Below are 25910 nucleotides of genomic sequence, written 5' to 3'. Positions count from 1 at the left end.
TAAATGGGATTTATCTTCTTGATGAATGGTGGTATTTTGGATAACCCGCCAGATGTTGTTTTGTTTTTTGGGCGGTTTCACCCAGTAGTTGTGCATCTTCCCATTGGCTTCCTTATTATGGCCATTTTGGCACAGCTGGCTACGCGCTGGCCCAAATTCAAGCCGTTGGTGATGTATCTCCCGCTGATATGGCTTTTGGGTGCATTTAGTGCGCTATTGGCTGTGATTTTTGGCTATTTTCTGTCCCTAAGTGGTGGTTATGATGAGGATACCCTCTTTTGGCATCAGTGGGGCGGGATTACCGTAATGTTATTGTCTTTTGGGTGTTACTTTATCAATAAGAAATGGAGTAATTCACTCTCCACTCCAAAATGGATATTGGTGTTTATAGTCGGACTTTTACTTATGTTTACTGGGCACATGGGTGGTAACCTGACCCATGGTTCCACTTATTTACTGGAATACGCACCAAATCCCGTTAGGAATATGGCAGGATTGCCTTCCAAGGTGGAGCCGCGTGAAAAAGTCACGGTATTGGATTCCGCAGATGTGTTTCTGGATTTAGTATTGCCAATGATGCAAACCAAATGTGTTAGCTGCCATAACGAGGGGAAAAATAAAGGTGGGCTTTTGCTTACCTCCTATGGCAATATGATGCTCGGAGGAGAAAGTGAAAATACCATTATCCCGGGTGATGCCTTGAAGAGCGAATTGGTTCGAAGGATTACCCTACCCGAAGAACATGACGATTTTATGCCATCTGAAGGAAAGTTGCCGCTTACAGATCAAGAAGTGTTGCTGATTAAATGGTGGATAAAAATTGGAGCTCCACCGAATGGTTTTGTAACCGAATTGGATACGGAAAAGGCAGTAAGTTCTTTGGTCAGTAATTATTTAGGATTGGATAAGAACAATCTTTTTAATAAAAAGGTTCCACCTCCCAATCGGTCCATCGTTGATTCCTTGATTCGACATGGATTTGTAATCAATCCTTTAATGAAGGACAATTATTTTTTGGAGGCCAATTTTAGTTTAAGTGAATATGACCTTAAAGCTGCAGATATAGATGCCTTATTGGAATTAAAGGAGCAATTGGTTTGGCTTAACCTAGGAAATTCACACCTTAAGGACGCATATCTTGAAAAAATTGGATTATTACTAAATCTGGTAAAGTTGGATCTTAGAGGAAATGAAATTACCGATGACGGGATAAAACACTTATCTAAATTGGAGAATTTGGAATCGCTTAACCTTTATGGAACAAAAGTTTCAAAAGGTGTTTTGGACCTAGTGCCTAAATTAACAAGGTTAAAGAAAATTTATCTCTGGCAGTCCGAAGTATCTAAAGAAACCATAACGCTATTAAAAGAACAAAATCCGGGTCTCACCGTAATTTTTGAGCGGGATTAAGTTTTTGTCTTACATCAAATAAGAAGGGTTTAGTTATAATGACATACATTCATTTAAAGTATGTTTCATTTACTGATTCGAGACTTCCTAAATTTGTTTTAAGTATAGATATCATTTTTCGACTAAGCCTTACTATCACATCAAGAAAACACCGAAAAAATGGAGGTTAACATCAACAATAATTTAAGGAATACAAAATTCTCAGTTTTGGATTTGGTCCCTGTAGCTCAGGGCTCAACGCCATTACAGTCTATTCAAAAGAGCATGGAACTGGCACAACATGTTGAAACTTTGGGCTTTGAAAGATTTTGGATTTCCGAACACCACAATATGGAAAGTTTGGTTAGTTCGGCCACGCCAATTTTAATTGGACATATTGCCCAAGGAACCAGAACCATAAGGGTAGGCTCCGGAGGAATTATGTTGCCCAATCACGCTCCCTTAATTGTAGCGGAACAATTTGGTACCTTAGAGACACTTTTCCCAGGGAGAATTGATCTGGGCTTGGGAAGAGCGCCAGGAACAGATCAACTAACAGCTAAGGCTTTAAGAAGAAATCGAACGGAAACCGTACACGATTTTCCCAACGATATAACGGAATTACAGACGTATTTTTCCAAGGAGAATAGAAATGCTGCCGTTAGGGCCATTCCTGGGGAGGGATTAAACCTTCCCTTGTATTTATTGGGTTCCAGTACTTTTAGCGCCCAATTGGCGGGATCAAAAGGATTGCCATATGCTTTTGCCAGTCATTTTGCCCCTACCCACTTGCATGAAGCCCTTAGATTATACCATCAGAATTTTGAGCCTTCAGAACAATGCAATACTCCCTATACTATTGCCTGTGTTAACGTCATTGCCGCAGAAACCGATGAAAAGGCCAGGCATTTGGAGACAAGCCTTCAGCAATTAGCTTTGGGAATTATTAGAAACACCAGAAAACCATTGCCGCCTCCTGTGAAGAGTATGGATGGTATATGGCATGAGATGGAAAAAGCTCAAATACAAAATATGATGCACTATAGTTTTGTTGGGTCTAAAGAAACAATAAAAGCACAACTATCGGATTTTGTGACAAATACCCGGGTCAACGAAATAATGGCGGTATCCCATATCTATGACCATAATGACCGATTAAAATCTTATGAAATATTGAGTAGTCTTTAATCTGGAGCATTGTATGGCCCACTAATGAATATGTTTTTGCCTTAACGAGGCTATATTTTTAATATCTTATAGTTGGGATGACAAATTTTAGCTAATTTGTAGTTCTATTAGATATGTTATAAATGTGGAGGAGGATACATTTAATATTATGGTTCATCGGGCTAATGTTGGCCTGCAAATCTGAAATACATAGTCAGGACAAAGTGCTTAAGGTCAAGGAAATTAAATATAACGGACAAGTTGGTTTGGAGCAGGTCTCCCAACTTTTGGAACAGCATGTAGAATTAGAGCATGTGGATTTAATTAACTGGGATAAGTTTTCTTACCGTCCCGATGTTGCCTTTAGGATTGCACACAGCAATAATGCTATTTGGCTAAAATATTATGTCAAGGAAAAAAACATTCTGGCCAGTGTTGGGGACACCAATGGACCTGTGGCACGCGACAGTTGTGTGGAATTTTTTTTAGACCCCTTAGGGAACGGGAATTATTATAATTTTGAATTCAATTGTATTGGCACCGTTCATTTGGCTTATGGACCTGGAAGAGGGCAGCGTCAATTTGTTGATCCAAATACCATAAGGAATTTGATTGAGGTACAAAGTACTTTGGGATCACAAACTTTCACAGAAAGAACGGGCGACTTCACTTGGGAAATGACCATAATAATACCAGCTGAAATCCTGACCCATAATCCCGAAATTAAATTAAAAGGCTTAAAAAGCACTGCAAATTTTTATAAATGTGGAGACGCTACTTCCCAACGCCATTATTTAACCTGGAATCCGGTAGGAACCGAAAAGCCGGATTATCACAGGCCGGAGTTTTTTGGCAAACTTATTTTTCAATAAATATTAACTAGGTGATTCTATGTCACCTTGGGAACAAGATATTTAAGAGGATAATTTTTGTAATCTTTCAATAGAAATGACACTTTTCCTTCAATTGGGCAATATAATTGTTAAATATTGGAAATAAAAGGGGTACTTTCTCTAAAGTATTATTAAATTTAAGATGTGTTCGAACACATCTTAAAGAGTTAACGGCAGGATCTACATGCAGACTGAGGAAATTATTATAGGGTAAAGCAACAATTCCAATCCATATAATATTTGGGGATTAAAAGGAATTGTTAAAGATTGCCCACTATAGAGAGTATATCACAAGTTTATTAAATATATATAATGCCCATTTCCCCTCGTTTCAAAAAATTGTTTTTTTGGGTTGTACCAATTTGGACTCTGGTGCAATGCGAGGTACAACCATCCAATGGGGGCCTTTTTCTACCTGAAGGTTTTAAAGCTGTTGTGGTCGTAGACAGTATAGAGGAAAGGGTGAGGCATATGGCGGTGACAGATGAAGGGATACTATATGGTAAACTTAGAAATTCCAATGACAAAGGAGGTATAGTTGTACTTCAAGATAAAAATAATGATGGCAGGGCAGATGTGATAGAAAAATTTGGGGCATACCGTTCGCTTCAAAAATGGAGTTATTCCACTGCCATGAGGATATATAATGGCTATCTATATTTTAGTTCTGAATTGGTCATTTATCGCTATAAATTAAAACCAGGAACATTAATACCTGAAGGGGAAATGGAAATTGTTTTGACCGATGATCATGAGCATGGCAAACACGAGCATATAGGTAAGCCCATTGCTTTTGATAACAAGGGTCATATGTATGTTCCTTTTGGCGCCCCTTCCAACGCCTGTCAAAACCCAAAAAGAACCCCTGGGGCTCCAGGCATGGACCCATGTCCACAATTGGAGGACCATGGAGGTGTTTGGCGTTTTGATGCCAACAAGCTGGGTCAGACCCAAAAGGATGGGTACAAATATGCTTCGGGGATACGCAGTGTTGTTGCTATGGATTGGAATTCGGAGGACGATAATCTGTATATCGTTATGCACGGTCGGGACGATTTGCTGAGACTATTTCCAAATATCTATTCCGGTTGGGAAAGTGCCTTGCTCCCTTCCGAGGAATTTATAAAGGTAACTCAAGGTTCAAATTTTGGTTGGCCTTATTGTTATTATGATCAAATGCAGGAAAAAAAAGTGTTGGCGCCCGAATATGGTGGGGATGGTAAAATTGTTGGGAGATGTAAGGATTTCGATGATCCTATAATGGGATTTCCCGGGCACTGGGCACCAAATGATTTGGTTTTTTATGATGGGGATAAGTTGCCAAAAAGATATAAAAACGGGGCTTTTATAGCCTTCCATGGGTCTACGAATAGGGCGCCTTATCCGCAATCCGGGTATTTTGTTGGATTTGTTCCCTTCAAAGATGGTAAGCCTTCAGGCGATTGGGAAGTTTTTGCAGATGGTTTTGCAGGGGTGGATCCTATCGTTAGTGTTAAAGACGCTGAATACAGGCCTATGGGTATTGCCTTCGGTGCAGACGATAGTATGTACATTTCAGATTCGGTAAAGGGAAGGATATGGAAGATAGTTTTTGAGGGTGATAAAGATAATTTTGGCCGGGAACAATTAGCGGAAATGGAAAAAAGAAAACTACTGTCCCACCTTAGAACACCAGATGAAATCAAGGATAATCTTATAGCGGGGAAATATACAGGAGGTGAAAAGATTTATTACACCTATTGCAGTACCTGTCATCAACAGGATGGTAGAGGTGCAACGGGTAGATTTCCACCTTTGACAGGAACGGAATGGGTAACCGGGGATAAGGAAAGGCTAATAAATATTGTTTTAAAAGGAATGGAAGGTTCCATGGAGGTGAACGGGGAGGTGTACAATGGGGTAATGCCGCAGCACAGTTTTTTAAGTGATGAGGAAGTGGCCCATGTCCTGACCTATATCAGGACCAATTTTGGGAACGATGCGGGGGAGGTAAAAGCAGAAGAAGTAAAGAGGCTAAGAAGCAGTTTATAGAATTTACATACTATACATACTAGGTGTTTAGATCAACTAATACTTTTTAAAAATGAAAAACATACTTAAAAACCAGATTTGGCCCATTGTTTTATTGTTAATGACAACTGTCTCCATAACGGGACAGGACTACGACATCCTGATCAAGGGAGGGCATTTGATCGACAAAAAAAATAATTTGGACCAAGTAATGGATGTAGCCATAAAAGATGGAAAAATTGCAAAAGTCGATTCCAAAATTCCAGAAAATGAGGCTAAAACGGTCATTGATGCAAAGGGTTTATTAGTTACGCCTGGACTGCTTGATATACATGGACATAATTTTTTTGGGACCGAAGAAGATGCCTATTTAAGTAACAGCTTTAGTAGTTTGCCTCCCGATGGGTTTACCCTTAGAAATGGGGTTACCACAATAGTTGATGTTGGGGGGGCTGGATGGAAAAATTTTAGAACTTTTAAGGAACAGACGATCGATCGATCAAAAACAAGGGTTTTATCATTCCTCAATATCATTGGATCGGGAATGAAGGGTGGTGCCATTGAGCAAAATATAGAGGATATGAACCCTAAAATGACCGCTTATGTTGCCATGCAGAACAAAGGAACCATAGTGGGGGTAAAATTGGCCCACTACAGTGGTTTTGATTGGGAACCCGTGAATAGGGTGGTTGAAGCGGGTACCTTGGCTGACATCCCGGTTATGATCGATTTTGGTGGCAGTGAACCCGAGTTGTCTTTGGAAACCCTGCTCATGGAAAAATTGCGTCCAGGTGATATTTTCACCCATGCATATGCCCATGTAAAAGGGAGAACTCCTGTGGTGGACGAAAATGGTAAGGTAAGGAGGTATGTTTTTGACGCACAAAAAAGAGGAGTTGTTTTTGATGTAGGCCATGGTGGGGGCAGTTTTGTTTTTGAGCAGGCTATTCCGGCCATAAAGCAAGGTTTTTTACCTAATTCAATAAGCACAGATCTGCATACGGGAAGTATGAACGGGGGAATGAAGGATATCCTCAATATAATGTCAAAATTCATCAATATGGGGATGCCAGTAGAGCAGGTAATTGAATGTACCACCTGGAATCCGGCACAATATATTAAACGTACAGATTTGGGCCACCTAACTGTTGGAGCTGTCGCGGACTTGACTATTCTCAACCTTAGAAAAGGGAACTTTGGGTATATTGATACACAGGGAAAAAGAATGCTGGGCGATCAAAAATTGGAATGTGAACTTACCCTAAGGGAGGGTGATGTGGTATGGGACCTTAACGGAATTTCCAGACCTATGTGGAATGCTAAGTAAAGGGCTTTTATGAATTGCCGTTGTTTTCTAGCACCGGCATGCTGGGAATTTCCTAGAGGAAAACCATTGTATTGTTAATTTGGATTAATCTATAAAAAATGAATTATGCTAAGTAGGAGAAAATTATTAAAGACCTTATCCAGTGTGCCGGTGGTGGGCGGATTGGTAGGTACGGGACTATTAGCGCCACAATTGCTGAGTGCCGCAGTAACCAAACCGGCAACTCGGAATTTTTTCAAGGAGTTGGGGCTCCGTACATTTATAAATGCTGCGGGAACATATACCTCTATGACCGGGTCATTAATGTCCGAAGAGGTTACCTCGGCTATTGTATTCGGAGCTACGGAATATGTGGATTTGGATGAGCTTCAGGACAAGGTTGGGGAAAGGATAGCGGAATTGTTGGAATGTGAATATGCCACGGTTTCCTCTGGTGCTTTCGGGGCCATGTCCATAGGGCTTGCTGGGGTCATATCTGGAATGGATTCCGATATAGCTGCCCAACTTCCAGATACTACTGGATTAAAGAATGAGGTAATAATACAGGAAGGCCATAATATTGGTTATACCCATGCCCTTTTAAACGTAGGCGCCAAATTGGTCGTAGTAAAAACAAAGAAGGAAATGGAAAAGGCCATTAATAAAAATACGGCCATGCTTTGGTTTTTAAATGCCAATACGGATAATGGTGAAGTCAAGTATGACGAGTTTATTGCCTTGGGTAAAAAGCATAAAATCCCAACTTTTATAGATTGTGCCGCGGATGTGCCACCTGTTGAGAATCTCTTTAAGTTTACCAAGATGGGGTTCGATTTAGTAGCGTTTTCCGGAGGAAAAGGTATTAGGGGCCCTCAGAGTGCCGGTTTGCTACTGGGCAGAAAAGATCTTATCAAAGCGGCACGAATCCATACCCCGCCACGTGGATCTACTATTGGCAGAGGGATGAAAGTAAATAAAGAGGAAGTTTTGGGAATGTTGGTGGCCTTGGAAATGTATTTGGCAAAAGACCATGGGAAGGAATGGAAGCTATGGGAGAATCAAATAAAACTTATCAGCGATAGTGCTTTATCCGTAAAAGGGGTGGAAACAGAAATTCATGTCCCACCATATGCCAATCATGTTCCATCCTTACGAATTTCATGGGACAACAAAATAGTCAAGATTACCCCAGAGGAAGCCAGAAAAAGGTTAATGGAAGGGCATCCTGCAATAGCTACGGTTGGCGATAAGGAAACTATTGGCATTACTACTTGGATGATGGATCCGGGACAGGAAAGGATTGTGGCCAAACGAGTAAAAGAAGTATTGGAGAATGTATAATGAATTTAATCAGTTTTAAAAGTAACCTTATGAATATTAAATTTTTCTTAGTGCCAATTATAATAATAATGTCCATTTCGTGTAATACTAAAAAAGAACAAGCAGAGATGGAATTGATTAAAGAAACTCCAGTAATTCCTGCCAATTACGATCCCGAGGAAAAACTTAAGCAATTGGACATTACATTAATGGAAGCTAGTGCTCCTGTAGCCAATTATGTCAACGCTGTACGCTCAGGAAACCTAATTTTTCTCTCTGGAAAAGGACCCCTGCAAAGTAATGGGGAAAATATTGAGGGGAAGGTAGGAGTGGATTTAAGTATTGAGCAAGGGTATGAGGCTGCCCGTGTTACAGGGATTAATCAGTTGTCCGTTTTAAAATCGGAACTCGGGAATTTAAATAAAGTAGTCAGGGTGGTCAAAGTTTTGGGAATGGTAAACGCTGCTCCAGAATTCACAGACCATCCAAAAGTGATCAATGGTTATTCGGACTTAATGGTTTCCGTATTTGGAGAAAGGGGGAAACATGCCCGTGCTGCGGTAGGAATGGGGTCCCTTCCTGGTAATATTGCGGTGGAAATTGAAATGATCGTAGAGGTAATGCCGGAATAAATTTATCGAAAAAATGCCTTTTTTAGTTTGTTTTTTTGCGATGCAAAAAAGAACAATACACCAAAGGCAAGTGGTATTATTCTAGCTTATTAGGTGAGCCTACAATTGCAGGGATTGATCTCTTCTTAGAGAGGGTGATACCTAGCTAAAATGTGTCGGAGAATATTAAGCTTAGATAATTCCCTAGTTTAGATAATTGATAAAATATACAGTACTTAAATTATTTAATCTTCCCATAACAATCATATAACTGTAAAAAATTCATTTAAACTTAAAAAGGCGGCAATATTGCCTTTTAATATTTATCTTTTGTAAAAATTTACAACCAAACTACCAATATTTTTGAAGCTAGTAAAAAAAGATATTTCGTTTTTGCTATATGGGGCTTTTGCCTCTTTTGGCACTTATTTCTGCATGTATGCTTTTCGCAAGCCTTTTACGGTAGCAACATTTGAAGACCTGTCATTCGCCGGGGTGGATTACAAGATAATTTTGATTATAGCACAAGTACTTGGGTACATGCTTTCCAAATTTATAGGCATCAAGGTAATTTCGGAACTACAGCCCAACAAACGAATATTTTATCTCCTGGGACTTATTCTTGCTGCTGAGGCAAGTCTTATTTTGTTCGCCATTACCCCGTCACCTTATAATATCGTGTTTATGTTTTTAAACGGACTTCCCTTGGGGATGGTTTGGGGAATAGTGTTTTCGTATTTGGAGGGTAGAAAATTTACGGAGTTTTTGGGAGTAGCTTTATGTTCCAGTTTTATTGTTTCCAGTGGCGCGGTAAAATCGGTCGGACTTTTGGTTATGGAAAATTGGCAGGTGTCCCAATTTTGGATGCCATCGGTTACTGGAGCCATTTTTTTTGTTCCTTTCGTATTTTTTGCTTGGTTGTTGAATAAAATGCCGCAACCTACAGCGGAGGATAAGGAACTGAGAACAGAAAGGAAACCTATGACCGGAAAGGATAGAAAAAAGGTTTTTTTAGCTTTCCTATTCCCCATAATAATCCTGGTGTTTTTCTACACTTTTTTAACGGCATTGCGAGATTTTAGGGATAATTTTTCAAGAGAGATCTGGGATTCCTTAGGTTTTGAAGGAGATGCAGCCATATATACCATATCCGAACTGCCAATTGCCATATTGGTACTGATAATCATAGGTTTTTTAGGGGTGATAAAAAACAATTATAAAGCTTTTGTTTCCTATCATTATTTTTTGCTTATTGGTACAGTGGCCATTGGTCTGTCTACCTTGTTGTTTCAAATGGCTGTGATTTCACCTATACTTTGGATGATCAGTGTAGGCTTCGGACTCTATATTTGTTACGTACCCTTTAACTGCATCTTTTTCGACCGCATGATTGCCACTTTCCGTATAAAGGGTAATGCAGGTTACCTTATTTATATCGCGGATGCCTTTGGTTATTTAGGTAGTATGGGTGTACTTCTTTACAAGAATTTTGGTCATAGTAAGCTTTCATGGCTCAATTTCTTCATGGCGAGCACTTACTTAATTGCTGTTTTGGGGACTCTAATTACTATTATTTCACTTATTTACTTTAAAAGGAAATATAAGAGGAATTTAATATTGGAAAAGCAGGAAGTACATTTAGCGAAAGCATAATTTGGGAACTGCATTTTAATGTGTTGCAATTTTCAAGAAATAAGTCAAGGTCATAGGTGGTATTACGCCAAGAATAAACAGTATCAACTATCCATAGTACATTTTTAATATGTAAAAGGCCATAGTGGATGTACACTATGGCTTTGTCTTTTATAATCTAATCAAGGACAGGGGATCACTAAAGTTGGGAGGATTTAATATTGTATTATGATTGGTATTTTATATCAAAAAATTATAGTTATAGTTACAAAAATTTAATATTATTAACTATTTAACTTAACTTAGTCACATGATATTTACACTTCTTCAGTAATCCTAAACGTCAAACCAAGAAAATGAGCAAAACCAATTTTGTACTGAAACCCCATTTTATTTCTACCATGGAGGATACTTTGCGTAGAAAAATCCTTAAAATGACCCTGTCAAAGACTTTTGTATTGTTAGCGCTGTCGTGTTCAGTATGGTCCTGCGCCACTTCTGAACATGAACAAACTCCTTCGGCAAAACACGTGGTTGTTATAGGTTTTGATGGATTAAGTCCCGATGGATTGGAAAATGCCAATACGCCAAACTTTGATAAGGTAATAAGTGAAGGGGCCTCCTCAATGCATGCAAGGGCGGTTTTGCCTACAAGTTCCAGTACCAATTGGGCCTCTATGATTATGGGTGCCGGGCCTGAGCAGCATGGGATTACGTCCAATAGCTGGGAGAAGAATAATTTTGTTTTGCCGGCAATCACTCAAAGTGAAGATTTCCTTTTCCCAACTATCTTTCAATTGATCTATGACAATAAGGAAGATGCGGAAATTGGCGCCATTTATCACTGGACCGGATTTGGCAGGTTGTTTGAGAAAGATGCTGTGGATTATGACATAAACCCTGATTCCGAAGATAAAACGGCGGCCTTGGCCAGTGCTTATATAAAAGATAAAAAACCAACCTTCACTTTTATCCATTTTGATCATGTGGATCACGGTGGACATGAATATGGCCATGGTAGTGCTGAATATTACAGATCCGTGGAAAAAGCGGATGAATTGCTTGCTGAGGTAATGGAAGCCATAAAGGCATCTGGAATGGCAGATGAAACCTTGGTCATCATAAGTGCCGATCATGGGGGGCTCGGCAAAGGTCACGGAGGGGAATCATTACAGGAAATAGAAATACCTTTTATTCTATGGGGGAAATCGGTCAAAAAGAACCATGTGCTTAAATACCCGGTATACCAATACGACAATGCGGCCACGGTCGCCTTTGCTTTGGGAATAAAAACGCCTTTGGCCTGGATCGGAAAACCTGTAAAAAATGCATTTGTAGGTTTTGATCTTAGTGATGATTATCCAATTTCGGAAAGGGTAAAGGAACCTATTATATTGCCTGCCGCCGAACTCAATAAAAAGGCTGGGGGATTGTTTGATGAATCTGCAACCATTAAAATAGAGAATCCGAATAACCTAGGCGAGATAAGGTATACCTTAGATGGTTCCATGCCTAGTGCCAATTCCACATTATATTCCGAAGCGGTCAAGACTTCGGAAAATGTTGTTGTTAAAAGTGCTATTTTTAACAATGGGAAAATTGCCAGTACGGTTTCTGAAGCTTTTTTTAGAATAAAAAAGAAGACGGTGGCTCCGCCTATAAAGTATGAACTGTTTTATTTGGATAACTTAACGAGCATTCCTAGTCTGGAAAATAGAAAACCTGATGCCAAAGGGACTTGTTTTGAAATAACTTCGGATGAGGTTAAGGAAGAAATTCGAAGCAACACCGTTGTAAGATTCAGCACCAACATTCAGATTGAAAAGGAAGATAGGTTTACCTTTTATACCAATTCTGACGATGGTAGCAAATTATGGGTAGATAATAAATTGATCGTGGACAATGATGGGGACCACGGCGTAGTGGAAAAGAATGGTAGTATTGTTTTAAAGCAGGGGAGCCATCCATTGCAAGTGGTATGGTTTAACGGTGGGGGTAGTGGTTGGTTAAATGTGGATTATCAAACTAAGGCCATACCTAAACAAGTGTTACCTACATCAATATTAAAGTAACTGGTAATAGCAGCAAAAAGATTGTCAATGAAGCTGATATTCTTTCTTTTGTCGATTATGGTGGTAACGGCCCAAGACAAAGGTGGGCAATTGCCCCAATGGGAAGAGGGGATGCTGGATATTCATCATATTAATACAGGTCGCGGAGATGCCGCTTTTTTTATTTTTCCGGATGCCACCACACTCTTGGTGGATGCAGGCGACATGTCCGAAACCCATCCCAGAACTTTGTCTGCCAGAAATGCGGTACAAAAACCAGATAACTCCAAATCTGCGCCCCAATGGATCGTGGATTATATACTTCAATTTTTCCCAAAAAATCAACCTATACAACTGGATTATGGATTAATCACCCATTTCCACGATGATCATTTTGGGGAGATGGATGTTAACAGGAACAGGCATTCAAAAGGGAATTATGCCTTAACTGGAATGATGGAAGTGGGAAGTATATTGCCCATCAAAACCCATTTGGACCGGGGAAGTAGTTACCCCATCGATTTAAAAAATCCTCTGGTACAAAAGGAGATAAAAGCCGACGACCTTTATAGCATTATAGAAACATTGCAGGAATATTGGAAGTACATGGATTATCACTCCAAAAAGGATGGCTTAATATATGAGGTCCTAAAACCAGGGGCAATAAATCAAATTGAGCTAAAAAAAGCGCCAAGTAATTTTTCCAATTTTACTGTTCGTAATATTGCAGTTAATGGTAATGTCTGGACCGGTGAAAATGAGGATTATTATTCTTTATTTTCCAAAGGGGAGTATTCCGGCGAAAACCCTTTAAGTACATGCCTAAAAATTACCTATGGTGAGTTCGATTATTTTACCGGAGGAGATATAAGCGGTATTGATGCCTTTGGACAAACGGATTTAAATTCCCTGGAATCGCACGTGGCACCTGTGATTGGCCCGGTGGATGTAGCCACCTTAAACCATCACGGTAACAGGGATTCCCAAAATGTATTCTTTGTAAGAACGCTTAGACCCAGGATATGGATCCAGCAAAATTGGTCATCGGACCACCCAGGGGAAGAGGTGCTAAGAAGAATCACCTCAAAAGAGCTCTATCCCGGGGAGCGGGATATGTTTTCTACGGTTATGTTGCAACCCCTTAAAGATGTGATAGGCGATAGGTTGAATCAATATAAAAGTCAGAATGGGCATATAGTAGTCCGCGTGTATGACAAAGGGAGCAGATATGATATTTATATTCTAAACGATGACTCAAAAGAACGAGAAATAATAGCAAAATATGGACCTTATGAAGCAAGATAATTCAGGTATTGGTGCCCAGAACAAAAAGACCGAAGGGGATATTAATTTTACTCCGGCACGTGCTGCCTGGATGGACTCCGAGATTAGCCAGGAAACCAAACAAATTTTGGAACGGGATGCCCGATATTTTCTTCATCAATCCATGTCCACTCCATGTCTGGATGTTCTACAAAGTTGTGAGGGACCGTATATTGAGAACATATCAGGAAAAAAATATCTGGATTTCCATGGCAATAATGTGCATCAGGTGGGCTACGCCAATCCACAACTGATAGAGAAAATTATTGAGCAATTGAGGGTTTTGCCTTTTTCCCCAAGACGGTATACGAACATTCCTGCCATTGATTTTGCCGAAAAATTGGCCTCTTTGATGCCATCCGACCTTAACAGGGTCCTTCTAACGCCCAACGGTAGTTCTTCCATAGGCATTGCTTTAAAATTGGCGAGGGCCGTAACGGGCAGGTTTAAGGTGGTTTCTTTTTGGGATTCTTTTCATGGGGCTTCCTTGGATGCCATCAGCGTTGGTGGGGAAGCAGTCTTCAGGGAGTCTATGGGGCCTTTAATGCCAGGAGTGGAGCGTATTCCACCACCTGTTACCTACCGTGGAATTTTTGAGGACAATGAAGATAAATGTTTGGAATATTTGGAATATGTGTTTTCCAAGGAAGGCGATATTGGAGCTTTTATTGCTGAAACAATCAGGAATACGGATGTTCAATTGCCCTCCAAGGCATTTTGGAAGAAGGCTAGGGAGCTATGCACCAAATATGGGGTATTACTTATTTTGGATGAAATTCCAATAGCTCTTGGTAGAACAGGTAAGATGTTCGTTTTTGAACATTATGGAATAGAACCGGATATATTGTGTATTGGGAAGGGATTGGGGGGCGGTATTTTTCCTCAGGCCGCTATCATTACTAGGGACGAATACAACAAGTTTGGAGACATTTCCCTAGGACATTATACCCATGAAAAAAGTCCGTTGGGTGCCGTAGCAGGGCTTGGTACCATTGCTTTTTTGGAGAATGAAAAAATATTGGACAAGGTAAAGGCAGATGAAAAATACCTTAAAATATCACTGGCAGCATTACAGTTAAAATATCCCCTTATTGGTGATGTCCGGGGAATGGGACTGTTGTGGGGTGTAGAATTGGTAAAGGACAAGAAAACCAAGGAGAAGGCCATTGATGAAGCTGAGGTGGTCATGTACGAATGTTTAAAACGAGGCCTCAGCTTTAAGGTTTCTGCGGGCAACGTTCTGCAATTGTCACCTGCACTTACCATAAGTAGAAAAGAACTGGATTCGGCCTTAAATATTCTGGATGAAAGCTTGGCAATGGTGAATTCTTAAATAAAATAACCATTGGACTGCGCTCCAGATGACATAAGTGGACAATATCTGTTTGAGCCAGCCTGTCTGCCGACAGGCGGAGTCAAGACCTTAATAATCCCTATAAATTAAAATATATCATTCTGTACAAACCTATCATTAATAAGGCCAGGGTCTAAAGTGTAAACCACTTTGATTGTTACACCTCCGATAAAGAAAGCGTTTCTATCTCCATTTTAAAACCTTCCAATGTTTTTAAACCTTGTGTCAATTCAGTTAGAACAGAGTCCTTTACGTTTTCAAATTGTCCTTTAAGGCTCCCAAATAATTCTTGGTAATAGGTGATGCCCTCATTTAAATTATGGGTAAAGGTCAACAGGTATTTCTCTTGTTTCTTATTCATGGAATCCTTGGATTCCTCAATTTTATTTTTGAGGTAATCAAGGTAAATCCCCAATTCCTTAATAAACATATGGGGTCTATCGGTTCTGGAAATAACATTACCACGCCCGTAAATATGGTCAACCATATCTTTTAAGGTCATTATTTTGGAATAATAGGCCATATTGGGTCCGGGGCAGATAGAAACACCCGGGCCTTCTGTTTTAGTATCCAGGTCATAGGCCAGCAGGGCAGAAGTGCCGAGGCCAACACAAGTACATGATTTCTCTGTTATTTTATTTAATCTTCCTGCGTATTCCTTTTCTGTTAAATCTTGGACATCCAGTTCCTTAATTTTTAAATGTTGGTATTGCCTTGAGGCAGTACAGAGACCTTTGTCAGAGTAATCCTTGTTCAAGGCTACGTATCTCTTTGGACAGGAGCTTCCTGGTCGATCCTTATCTATATTTTTTAGTTTTTCCATATCCTTAGTGTTTCCACGAAGGTTATGGAAAGGTACTCCCAATGGGGAAATATCACTTAAGTACAAATCTTCTTCTTTCGCGGCCACCAATTTTTCCAATGTTGCCTTATCCACGGTAGTGGCCTCTGGGACCAATAGAAATGGCGTTCCCCAACCAACAGAATCTACCTTGTAATGATCCAGGAGAAACTCGTGTTCGTCAACGGTGCCAACACCACCTTGGGCGGTAATTTTAAGGGATAAATTTTGTTTTGGTACTGTGCGATCCTTGTATACAAGCGCAGGAAGTAAAATACCATGGATTTCTTCAATATACGCTTGTTTGTTGTCCCTAAATTCGGCCATAATGGGCCCCATTAAATACCCGTCGGTAGCAAAGGCATGTCCACCACAATTTAGACCGGATTCTATCCTATACTCCGATACCCAAATTCCCTTTTTGGCCAAGAACTTTCCTTGGATAAAGGCAGACCTATAATCACTTACCTTTAATACTATCTTCTTTTTAATATTTCCATTTTCATCGGGAAAAAAATCATCGAAATTTTCCAGATAACTATAAAGTCGGGGGTTCATTCCCGCAGAAAGAATAACGGAAGAATTTAGTTCGCTATTGGCGTATCCACGCAACGCGGCATGGGCATCATTAAATTCGGTAGGCAGCTTAACCTTTTTAATAAAATTTTCCTTGTCCACCTTGGTCATAATATTTACGTCAATACTGCCCATGGATAAATTCTCTTTCAGCCATTTTTTAATTTCCGAGGCACTGTAATCGCCGGAAGTCAGTTTTTCAAATTCTAGCCGGAGATGGAATGCATTGGGTAAAAGACCTAAGTATTCCTTTATTTCTTTTCCTGTTTCATGTGCAGAATTTTTTAGGTCCTCAAATTTTTTGTGTGCCGCATCATTTATCAAGTTAAGGTAACTTGTAATTCTCTTCGCTCTAAAATCTTCCAGCTTGTCTGAAATCTCTTGATAAGGGAGCTCCAATTTATCACAGTACATTTTCCTTAATTTTTCGATCAAGATGTCATCGACCAAAGAAATTACCGAATCTATACCTAGGTGTGAAACTTTAAGGGGAGTATCTATGGTAAAACCAATTCCCATAACTGGTATATGAAAGCTATGTTTTTTCATACGTTTAAATATTTTTAATTTGTTGGACCCTTAGAGTGTTACTTCTATAACCTACACCTGAGCTATCTATTTATGGGATAACTACTTATCATGGTAAAGTCCAAATATGAATCGACAAATTTTAGGCGAAATGCGTTCTTAGAATATGATAATTATCAGGAAATGGATAAAATATTTAGCTGACAATTAGGATGTTGGGAAATACACTTATCCTTAGGAGCTGGAGGCTTTTATTTATAGTAATGTTAGCTTGAAGTTTAGTTAACTTTTAGCCGGTTTTTTAATGCGATTTTTGTTTCGAAAGTTTGAGTTAGTATTAGTTTGAGTTAGTCAAGTTGAAGAGCTGGTGCATTGCACCAGTTTTTTTTGCTTATTACCTGAAAAGAATTAGAAAGGCCCCAATAGCGGTAAGAATCAAAATCATCTTTCGATAGAATTGTTCTTTAATGATTTTAACCAAGCGTACGCCAACAATAATCCCCAAAACAATTCCGGGAACTAATTTTAGATTAATCATTAGGGTCTCTGGAGTAATAGTCTTCCATATAAAAATATGAAAGGGCAGTTTAAAAATATTTACTATAAAAAAGAGCCAGGCCGCTGTTCCAATAAATTCGTTTTTAGGCAGCCTCATGGCCAAAAAATAAATGTTGGAAAAAGCCCCGGCCAAGTTGCCAATCATGGTAGTAATACCTGCCATTGTCCCGATAAAACCCGCAAAGGCCCAATGGGTAGGAACGTTTTTGGATTTTTTTCTATCCCACCAGTACATCATTATGACCGTTCCCAATATAATGACCGACATGCTGATCTTAAAGGTGGTTTCCGGTAAATCTTTTCCAATGGCAGTGCCAATAAATATGCCCAATATCATCCATGGCAAAAAAGCAACTATATACTTCCACTGGGCATGTCTATTGTAGTAAATAACGGCAAAGGCATCTCCCACAACAAGCAGGGGAACAATGAGTCCCGTTGATTCTTTGGCTCCAAAGGCTAATGCCATTAATGTAACATTGATGATGGCTATTCCTTTTATTCCGGCTTTGGAAATTCCAATTACAAATGCGGCAGTTAAAGCAAGTGCCCAGGCGGTTGTGGTTATATCCAGTGTTGTTGAGAGAATCATATGTGACATTTGGCGAACAAAGGGCAAAAGTATCCCAAAAAAATTTATCTTTAGATCTTAATTCTCAAACCAAAGCCAAACTGATGGAATTAAGTACCCTAGATTATAGTTTTATTGTTGTTTTTTTCTCGATCGTTTTATTTATTGGGATTTATGTCTCCAAAAAATCTGGGGCAAGTTCTTCGGAATATTTTCTGTCTGGTCGGACAATGCCATGGTGGCTGCTGGGCCTTTCAATGGTAGCTACTACCTTTTCTACAGATACACCCAATTTGGTTACCGATATTGTTCGTACCAACGGGGTTTCAGGAAACTGGGTATGGTGGGCTTTTCTTCTGACAGGTCTACTTACCGTCTTTGTATATGCAAAACTTTGGAGGAAATCCAATGTAAATACGGATCTTGAATTTTATGAACTGCGTTATGGTGGCAAACCGGCAAGCTTTTTAAGAAAATTCAGGGCTGTTTATTTAGGAGTGATATTTAATGTAATCACCATGTCTGCAGTTACATTGGCGGCCATTAAAATAGGGGGTATTATGTTGGGCTTGGAACCATGGGTAACCGTGGTGAGCGCAGGATTAATAACCGTGACATTTAGTGCCTTGGGTGGTTTTAAAGGAGTGGTGTATACTGATTTTCTACTGTTCTTTGTGGCCATGGGTGGTGCCATTGGAGCAGCTTATTATTTGGTCAATATCCCGGAAGTAGGTGGAATTGAAGCCTTAATGGCCAATGAACATGTAGCGGACAAACTCTCCATACTGCCCGATTTCAGTAATAAAAAAGCTTTAATTACCTTATTTATAATACCCTTGGCAGTACAGTGGTGGAGTTCTTGGTATCCTGGAGCAGAACCAGGCGGTGGCGGTTATATAGCCCAGCGTATGCTAGCGGCCAAAAATGAAAACCATGCCATTGGAGCCACTTTCTTCTTCAACATTATGCATTACGCTTTACGCCCTTGGCCATGGATTTTGGTGGCATTGGCATCTTTGGTAGTATATCCGGACATAGCCAGTATTCATGAGGCCTTCCCTAATGTTGCTGTAGATAAATTGGGTCATGATTTGGCATATTCCGCCATGTTGACCAAATTGCCGAGCGGATTATTGGGCTTGGTTTTGGCCTCTTTGATAGCAGCTTATATGAGTACCATTTCTACACAATTGAATTGGGGATCTTCTTATATTGTTTATGACTTCTATAAACAGCAGATAAATCCCAATGCCTCTGAGAAAAGATTGGTTGCCGTTGGCAGAATATCCACAGTTATATTAATGGTCTTCAGTGCTGCATTGGCCCTACTTTTGCAAAATGCCTTACAGTTGTTTGAAGTTCTCTTGGTATTTGGTGCGGGTACCGGACTTATCTTTATTTTGAGATGGTTCTGGTGGAGAATCAATGCCTGGAGTGAAATTACCGCTATGTTTGCTTCGGGAATCATCTCTATAATATTAAAACTAACAGCTGTTGGGCCTTTCTTATTTGCTGCTGAAACCGGGGTTTTCCCAGATTGGGCAGAGTATCCTTTCGTGGTTTTGGCCACGAGTATAATTTGGTTGGGAGCAACATTTATGACTCAACCGGAATCTAAGCAGGTATTGCAGGATTTTTATAAAAAAATTCAGCCAGGTGGACCAGGTTGGTCCAAGGTAATCAAGGATGCAAAAGATGAAAATGTTGAGATTGTGAACACCAAGGAAAAATGGAGTGTTCCCGCTGGTATCACAGCCATGTTGTTGGGTTGTGTATTAATATATTCCTGTATGTTCGCTACAGGCTACTGGATATATGGTAAAACTACCAACGCAATTATTTTGACCCTTGTGGCCATGGTGTCCGGGTTCTTGTTGGCGCGTGCTTGGAATAAAATGAAGGACCATATTCTGTAGGAATAGGCGATTTAAGATATAAAGCTGGTCAGCAACCGGGAGAGAATGAATATACAGAATAGAATAATTTCCGTTGATATCTTTAGGGGGCTTACCATTGTCCTTATGATTTTGGTAAATAATCCCGGTACTTGGTCCCATGTATACGCTCCTTTCCTGCATGCTCCATGGCACGGATATACTCCTACCGATCTTGTTTTTCCATTCTTTCTGTTTATTGTTGGATGTTCCATTGTTTTCTCTTATCAAAATAAGGCCGTAGATTCAGGTACATATAAAAAAATTACGATTAGAGCCCTGAAACTTTGTGGGCTGGGGCTGTTCTTAGGAGCTTTTACCATTCACTTTCCTTTCTTTAAGGATTTCGAAAACATTCGATTTCCAGGGGTGCTACAGCGAATTGGTATTGTGTTTTTCTTTGCGTCAATTTTATTCATCAATTTTAATTGGAAAACACTTGTTGGTATTTGTGCTTTCCTTTTGATAGGGTATTGGTTGCTTATGGGTTTTGTACCGGTCAACGGAATGGCACCTACCTTTGAACGTGCTCCTAACAATTTGGCCAATTATTTGGATGTACTTGTTTTTGGATCTCATAGCTATAAGGCTGATTATGATCCCGAGGGATTGTTAAGTACTTTGCCATCAATAGCAACAGCATTAATGGGGATTTTTACAGGTCTTATTTTACGCTCCAAAAGAGCTAAAAAGGAAATGGTGCTTTTCGGTATTGGAATTGTAATGTTGCTTGTAGGTTATATGTGGGATTTGTTTTTCCCCATAAACAAGGCGCTGTGGAGCAGTAGTTTTGTATTGGTAACAGCAGGTTGGGCCAATATAATTTTGGCAATAATATATTATATCTCCGATGTAAAGGGAATTAAGTTTGGCAGTATATTTAAGTATGCCGGAGCAAATGCCATTGTCCTTTATTTTCTTTCCAGTTTCATAAGTAAAATTATGGGTTTGGTAAAGGTAGATGGAGACACCTCCCTAAAAGGCTGGCTTTTCAATACCGTTTATGTTCAGGATTTTTTGGCAATGGAAACCTCTTCATTGTTATATGGGCTCTCTCTGGTCTCTTTGTATGTGTTACTGGGATATATTCTCTACAGAAAAAAGATATTTATAAAGGTATAATTCAACCTTTTCGGAAAGCCCATTTTAAGAATTGTGGCAGGACCGCGCTCCATGTGCTAAGATCATGCTTTCCTCCTTCAATTTCTTTATAGTAAATATCCCCAGGATAGGAATAACCTTTTAACTGCAATTCGTTTATCACGTCCATGGTATCGTCTATGACATCTATAATACCATTATTGTTTCGGTCATCTGTTTCTTCCTCCGTACCACATTGAAAAAAGTATTGTATAGGGGCTAATTGACCTGCGTTCTTGATCATGTCCAAAGTTATTCGACTTCTATCCTTCATATCGTGCTTCTGGTAGGGTTTCTTACGCCACCAAAAGGAACCGCTAAAAACACCTATTTTACCAAAAAACTGTGAATTGTTGAACGCAATGTCGAAAGCGGAAAGACCTCCTAGGGAAAAACCGCAATAGACCCAGTTTTGAACAGGAGGGGAGACTTTAAATTCTTGGCATAGGAAGGGCACGAATTCCTCTATAATAAATTTGGAGTATTGTAATGCCCTGCTCCCCCTACCTTTAAAATCGGCGGAAATTGAAGTTCCGTACTCGTAAAGTCTATTTTTATCGGCTTCAATTCCAACAAAAATAAATGGAATGGTTTTCATGTCCCTATAGGCTTCGGACAGTGTTTTTTCTAAATTTAAACCCACATAATCCTGGCCATCGTTCATTAATAATACAGGAAATGCAGTTGGTGATTCCTTGTAGTTCGGCGGTGCAACTAATCTAAAGGCTACGTTTCTATCTAAATTGAAAGAAAAAACGTTTCCTTTCAAACTAATATAATCACTTTTAAACTGCATATTAAAACATCAAATCTTGCAAGTATAACGATTCTTGAAAATAATATTGTATTTAAGACAGTATTTAACCTCTCCAATAGCGACTGTGACAATCTAGAGAGAAAGTCATCTTAATATTACCTTAAGATCTGAGCTCCAATAATCTGGATACGTACTTGCCTATTACGTCAAATTCAAGATTTACCCTTGTTCCTACCTTATAATTTCCAAATCGGGTATGTTCGTAGGTATAAGGTATTATGGCAACGCTAAAGCTGTCTTTCTGGGATCCAACTACGGTTAGGCTGGTCCCATCTATGGTTATAGATCCCTTTTCTATGGTAACATTATTTTGTTTGGAATCATAGCTGAAGGTAAAGAACCAGCTACCATCCTTTTCTTCAAGATTAATGCATTCACCTGTTTGGTCTACATGTCCCTGTACTATATGTCCGTCCAGTCTGGCCCCTAGTACCATGGCGCGTTCCAGATTTACGAACTCCCCCTCCACAAGGTCGTTCAAGTTTGTTTTGTTCAAGGTCTCCTCAATAGCGGTTACAGTATATTGATCGGATGCTATTTTCACGACCGTTAGGCATACTCCGTTATGGGCAACACTTTGGTCTATTTTTAGTTCTTGGGTAATCTCGGATCTTAGGGTAATATGAAGATTGCTTCCCTCTTTTTCCAATTTTATTACTTCTCCCAAAGTTTCAATAATCCCAGTAAACATGTGTCGTTTTAATTAAGTAGTTTTGTGTTGTAAATTTAGGGGTTTATTTCATATTAAACGAAAACACGAAATGCAGGAAACTGGAAAGATCAAATTGGGGATATCCATTGGGGATTTAAATGGGATTGGGTGCGAGGTGGTGCTTAAGACGTTTGAGGATTCCCGGATGTTGGATTTCTGCACACCGGTTATTTTTGCATCCAATAAAACCATCTCCCACCAAAAAACGGATTTGGGATTTGAGATCAATTATAACGGTATCCATGAGGCCTCCAAGGCTATCGATGGTAAGATCAATGTGGTAAATGTCTGGAAAGAAACACCGGTTATAAATTTTGGGGAGCCAACACCGGAGAGTGGAAAATACGCCATTCAGTCCCTTAAAGCTGCGGTAGCGGCCTTGAAAAATGATGAGATTGATGTTTTGGTTACGGCTCCAATAAACAAGAACAACATACAGGCAGATGATTTTAAATTTCCGGGGCATACAGACTATTTGGCTCAGGAATTGGAAGGTGAAAGCCTGATGTTCATGGTAGCGGATGGTTTAAGGGTAGGTTTGCTAACCGATCATGTTGCGGTTAAGGATGTTGCCGCAAGCATTACACCACAACTTATTCGCTCTAAAATCACCACTATTTCCAACTCCCTAAAAATGGATTTTGGAATTAGAAAACCTAAAATTGCCCTTTTGGGAATAAACCCTCATAGTGGGGATAATGGGGTAATCGGTAAAGAAGATGATGAGGTATTAAAGCCTGTTATCAAGGAAATGTCCGAAAAGGGACATTTGGTATTTGGGCCATATTCTGCTGATAGTTTTTTCGGATCGGACAATTATAAGAATTTTGATGCTATTTTGGCGGCTTACCATGATCAAGGACTTATACCGTTCAAAACCTTATCTTTTGGTAAAGGGGTAAACTTTACAGCCGGTCTTAATAAGGTACGTACTTCCCCGGACCATGGCACGGCTTACGAAATTGCTGGAAAAGGAAAGGCAGACCATAGCTCTTTTAAGGAGGCGGTTTTTATGGCCATACAGATATTTAAGAATAGACAGGAATATAAGGAGTTAGTAGCTAATCCCTTAAAAAAACATAAATTAAAAAGGCAGTCGTAGACTTGCTTGAATAAGAGGGTGTACTGTGCATTAGGTCAATGATTTATGAGAATTTGATAGGAATATATTTATTTCGATCTATTTGTTGGCTTTTTACAAAATAATAGTATCTTTGCACCCGCCTTTATTACGGCGAGTACGTTAAAACCAGTGTGATCATGATGCAGCATAAGGAGTTTATTATTCCTTTTTCGGGACTGAAACAGGGAAAACACGAGTTTGAGTACACTTTTGATAATACGTTCTTTGAGTCTTTTGAGTATGATGAGTTTAACGGTGCGGATATTAAATTAAACGTTACCTTGAACAAAATGAGTACGATGATGGAGTTGGAGATGAATGCACGGGGAACGGTAAACGTTAATTGTGATCTCACCAGCGAACCTTATGATCAGAAAGTTAAGGCCGATTTGGAATTGGTTATTAAGTTTGGTGATGAGTACAACAATGACAATGATGAAATATTGATTATTCCGCACAGTGAATATCAGATCAATATTGCACAATATGTTTATGAAATGTTGGTGTTGTCGGTACCACTTAAAAAAGTTCATCCAGGAGTTTTGGACGGCACACTGAAATCAGAGGTGTTGAAAAAGCTGGAAGAACTGCAACCAAAAGAAACAAAGGAAAACAAAGAAGATATTGATCCCCGTTGGGACGCACTAAAAAAATTATTAACGGATAAATAAGTTTCATAATGGCACATCCTAAAAGAAAAATTTCCAAAACCAGAAGAGACAAGAGAAGAACGCATTATAAGGCGGTAGCTCCTACTGTAGCTAAAGACCCAACCACTGGTGAAATGCATTTGTTTCACAGAGCTCATTGGCATGAGGGTAAATTATACTACCGTGGAGAGGTTTTGATTGACAAAACTGAAGAAGCAGTAGCATAATTTACGCTAGCACAATATAATTTGGACTCCCACTTCTTAAGAGTGGGAGTTTTTTTATGAGGCTGATGTAAAATTCAAAAACAAGGTATTTTTGGACTTAAAGTCGCAGAAAATCACTAATTTTCACAAATTTTCAATTGTTTTTGAAGATTTATTGATAAAAATCAAATTTAGATGAGCAAAATAACAGCTGCAATTACTGCTGTAGGGTCTTATGTACCAGACTTTGTAATGACTAATAAGATTTTGGAAACTTTGGTGGATACCAATGATGAATGGATTACGACCAGGACTGGTATTAAAGAAAGGAGAATCCTAAAGGGTGAAGGTCTGGGAACATCATATCTTGCCATAAAAGCTGCAGAGCAACTTTTGGAGAAAAGTAAATTGGACCCCAAGGAGATTGATCTTATTATTGTTGCTACTGCAACCCCGGATATGATGGTTGCCGCAACAGCTGCTTATGTGGCTTCTGAAATTGGAGCAACTAATGCCTTTGCCTATGATTTGCAAGCTGCTTGTTCCAGTTTTTTATACGGAATGTCCACGGCCGCCAGTTATATTGAATCCGGGCGATATAAAAAAGTATTGCTTATTGGGGCAGATAAGATGTCTTCAATAATAGATTACACTGATAGAACAACCTGTATAATTTTTGGGGATGGAGCAGGAGCGGCACTTTTTGAACCTAACAGCGAAGGTCTAGGGCTACAGGACGAATACTTAAGATCGGATGGCGTGGGAAGAAATTTCCTTAAAATGGATGCCGGTGGATCATTGCTCCCTGCTTCGGAAGAAACCGTTAAAAACCGTCAGCATTTCATTTATCAGGACGGAAAATCGGTTTTCAAATTTGCGGTGACCAATATGGCAGATTCCGCAGCCAAAATTATGGAGCGTAATAATTTGTCGCATGATGATGTTGATTGGTTAATACCTCATCAGGCCAACAAAAGAATTATTGACGCCACATCCAATAGAATGGGATTGGAAGATTCCAAAGTAATGATGAATATACAGAGGTACGGTAATACCACATCCGCAACTCTGCCACTTTTATTGAGCGACTATGAAACCCAGCTTAAGAAAGGTGATAATTTGGTTTTTGCAGCCTTCGGTGGTGGTTTCACCTGGGGCTCCATTTATTTAAAATGGGCATACAATTCATAAATCTGAG

Annotated in this window: 21 protein-coding genes; 17 read left to right on the top strand and 4 right to left on the bottom strand. The window is 39.5% G+C overall.

Features of this window, described 5'->3' with window-relative positions; all coding sequences use genetic code 11:
* Positions 1 to 3: 3 nt before the first annotated feature.
* The 11 genes from H4O18_RS02210 (at position 4) to pbfA (ending at position 15035) form a co-directional block, all read left to right on the top strand.
* Positions 4 to 1410 (top strand): c-type cytochrome domain-containing protein, encoded by a 1407-nt coding sequence (locus tag H4O18_RS02210; RefSeq protein ID WP_187581464.1) that lies wholly within the window; start codon positions 4 to 6, stop codon positions 1408 to 1410.
* 159 nt (positions 1411 to 1569) lie between these two features.
* The gene (locus H4O18_RS02205) at positions 1570 to 2577 is read left to right on the top strand and encodes an LLM class flavin-dependent oxidoreductase (protein WP_187581463.1); all 1008 of its coding nucleotides are present in this window, start codon (positions 1570 to 1572) and stop codon (positions 2575 to 2577) included.
* 122 nt (positions 2578 to 2699) lie between these two features.
* Positions 2700 to 3428 (top strand): carbohydrate-binding family 9-like protein, encoded by a 729-nt coding sequence (locus H4O18_RS02200; protein ID WP_187581462.1) that lies wholly within the window; start codon positions 2700 to 2702, stop codon positions 3426 to 3428.
* 393 nt (positions 3429 to 3821) lie between these two features.
* Positions 3822 to 5480 carry a PQQ-dependent sugar dehydrogenase gene (locus H4O18_RS02195; RefSeq protein ID WP_222942313.1) on the top strand — a complete coding sequence of 553 codons (1659 nt, stop codon included), beginning with the start codon at positions 3822 to 3824 and terminating at the stop codon, positions 5478 to 5480.
* 52 nt (positions 5481 to 5532) lie between these two features.
* On the top strand, positions 5533 to 6786 hold the full coding sequence (locus tag H4O18_RS02190) for an amidohydrolase/deacetylase family metallohydrolase (protein ID WP_187581460.1): 1254 nt from the start codon (positions 5533 to 5535) through the stop codon (positions 6784 to 6786).
* Positions 6787 to 6891: 105 nt separating this feature from the next.
* Positions 6892 to 8106, top strand: coding sequence for an aminotransferase class V-fold PLP-dependent enzyme (locus H4O18_RS02185; RefSeq protein ID WP_187581459.1), 1215 nt, complete (start codon positions 6892 to 6894; stop codon positions 8104 to 8106).
* 29 nt (positions 8107 to 8135) lie between these two features.
* Positions 8136 to 8717 carry a RidA family protein gene (locus H4O18_RS02180; RefSeq protein WP_222942312.1) on the top strand — a complete coding sequence of 194 codons (582 nt, stop codon included), beginning with the start codon at positions 8136 to 8138 and terminating at the stop codon, positions 8715 to 8717.
* Between the two features lie 342 nt (positions 8718 to 9059).
* Positions 9060 to 10349 (top strand): DUF5690 family protein, encoded by a 1290-nt coding sequence (locus H4O18_RS02175; RefSeq protein ID WP_187581458.1) that lies wholly within the window; start codon positions 9060 to 9062, stop codon positions 10347 to 10349.
* 335 nt (positions 10350 to 10684) lie between these two features.
* Entirely contained in the window at positions 10685 to 12400 is a 1716-nt protein-coding gene (locus H4O18_RS02170) for an alkaline phosphatase family protein (RefSeq protein ID WP_187581457.1), read from the top strand.
* 27 nt (positions 12401 to 12427) lie between these two features.
* Positions 12428 to 13684, top strand: a complete 1257-nt coding sequence (locus H4O18_RS02165) for a ComEC/Rec2 family competence protein (protein ID WP_222942311.1) — start codon at positions 12428 to 12430, stop codon at positions 13682 to 13684.
* On the top strand, positions 13671 to 15035 hold the full coding sequence (gene pbfA, locus H4O18_RS02160; RefSeq protein ID WP_187581456.1) for a (R)-1-hydroxy-2-aminoethylphosphonate ammonia-lyase: 1365 nt from the start codon (positions 13671 to 13673) through the stop codon (positions 15033 to 15035). The genes H4O18_RS02165 and pbfA overlap by 14 nt, the downstream gene beginning before the upstream one ends.
* A 178-nt stretch (positions 15036 to 15213) precedes the next feature.
* Here pbfA and H4O18_RS02155 read toward each other — a convergent pair whose 3' ends face one another.
* A complete protein-coding gene (locus H4O18_RS02155) occupies positions 15214 to 17022 on the bottom strand; it encodes a hypothetical protein (protein WP_187581455.1) in 1809 nt (602 codons plus the stop codon).
* A gap of 373 nt (positions 17023 to 17395) precedes the next feature.
* Positions 17396 to 18151, bottom strand: coding sequence for a sulfite exporter TauE/SafE family protein (locus tag H4O18_RS02150; protein WP_187581454.1), 756 nt, complete (start codon positions 18149 to 18151; stop codon positions 17396 to 17398).
* An 83-nt stretch (positions 18152 to 18234) separates the two neighbouring features.
* On the opposite strand from H4O18_RS02150, the gene H4O18_RS02145 reads away from it, so the two are divergent.
* Both H4O18_RS02145 and H4O18_RS02140 read left to right on the top strand, forming a co-directional pair.
* A complete protein-coding gene (locus tag H4O18_RS02145) occupies positions 18235 to 20046 on the top strand; it encodes a sodium:solute symporter family protein (protein WP_187581453.1) in 1812 nt (603 codons plus the stop codon).
* Positions 20047 to 20091: 45 nt separating this feature from the next.
* Positions 20092 to 21186 carry an acyltransferase family protein gene (locus H4O18_RS02140; protein WP_187581452.1) on the top strand — a complete coding sequence of 365 codons (1095 nt, stop codon included), beginning with the start codon at positions 20092 to 20094 and terminating at the stop codon, positions 21184 to 21186.
* A gap of 1 nt (position 21187) precedes the next feature.
* Here H4O18_RS02140 and H4O18_RS02135 read toward each other — a convergent pair whose 3' ends face one another.
* Positions 21188 to 21973, bottom strand: a complete 786-nt coding sequence (locus tag H4O18_RS02135; RefSeq protein WP_187581451.1) for an alpha/beta hydrolase — start codon at positions 21971 to 21973, stop codon at positions 21188 to 21190.
* Positions 21974 to 22121: 148 nt separating this feature from the next.
* Positions 22122 to 22712 (bottom strand): riboflavin synthase, encoded by a 591-nt coding sequence (locus tag H4O18_RS02130; protein WP_187581450.1) that lies wholly within the window; start codon positions 22710 to 22712, stop codon positions 22122 to 22124.
* Between the two features lie 70 nt (positions 22713 to 22782).
* On the opposite strand from H4O18_RS02130, the gene pdxA reads away from it, so the two are divergent.
* The 4 genes from pdxA to H4O18_RS02110 all read left to right on the top strand — a co-directional run bounded on the left by pdxA (position 22783) and on the right by H4O18_RS02110 (position 25903).
* Positions 22783 to 23835 carry a 4-hydroxythreonine-4-phosphate dehydrogenase PdxA gene (pdxA, locus tag H4O18_RS02125; RefSeq protein ID WP_187581449.1) on the top strand — a complete coding sequence of 351 codons (1053 nt, stop codon included), beginning with the start codon at positions 22783 to 22785 and terminating at the stop codon, positions 23833 to 23835.
* A gap of 158 nt (positions 23836 to 23993) precedes the next feature.
* Positions 23994 to 24527 (top strand): YceD family protein, encoded by a 534-nt coding sequence (locus H4O18_RS02120; protein ID WP_187581448.1) that lies wholly within the window; start codon positions 23994 to 23996, stop codon positions 24525 to 24527.
* Positions 24528 to 24535: 8 nt separating this feature from the next.
* On the top strand, positions 24536 to 24733 hold the full coding sequence (gene rpmF, locus H4O18_RS02115; protein ID WP_103439312.1) for a 50S ribosomal protein L32: 198 nt from the start codon (positions 24536 to 24538) through the stop codon (positions 24731 to 24733).
* A 174-nt stretch (positions 24734 to 24907) separates the two neighbouring features.
* Positions 24908 to 25903: a beta-ketoacyl-ACP synthase III gene (locus H4O18_RS02110; protein ID WP_187581447.1), complete on the top strand. Its 996-nt coding sequence runs from the start codon at positions 24908 to 24910 to the stop codon at positions 25901 to 25903.
* The last annotated feature ends 7 nt before the right edge of the window (positions 25904 to 25910 follow it).

The organism is Arenibacter arenosicollis (assembly GCF_014397245.1).
Classification (GTDB): Bacteria; Bacteroidota; Bacteroidia; order Flavobacteriales; family Flavobacteriaceae; genus Arenibacter; species Arenibacter arenosicollis.
Note: the sequence above shows the minus strand (reverse complement) of the source record. Positions and strands in the feature narration are given on the sequence as shown.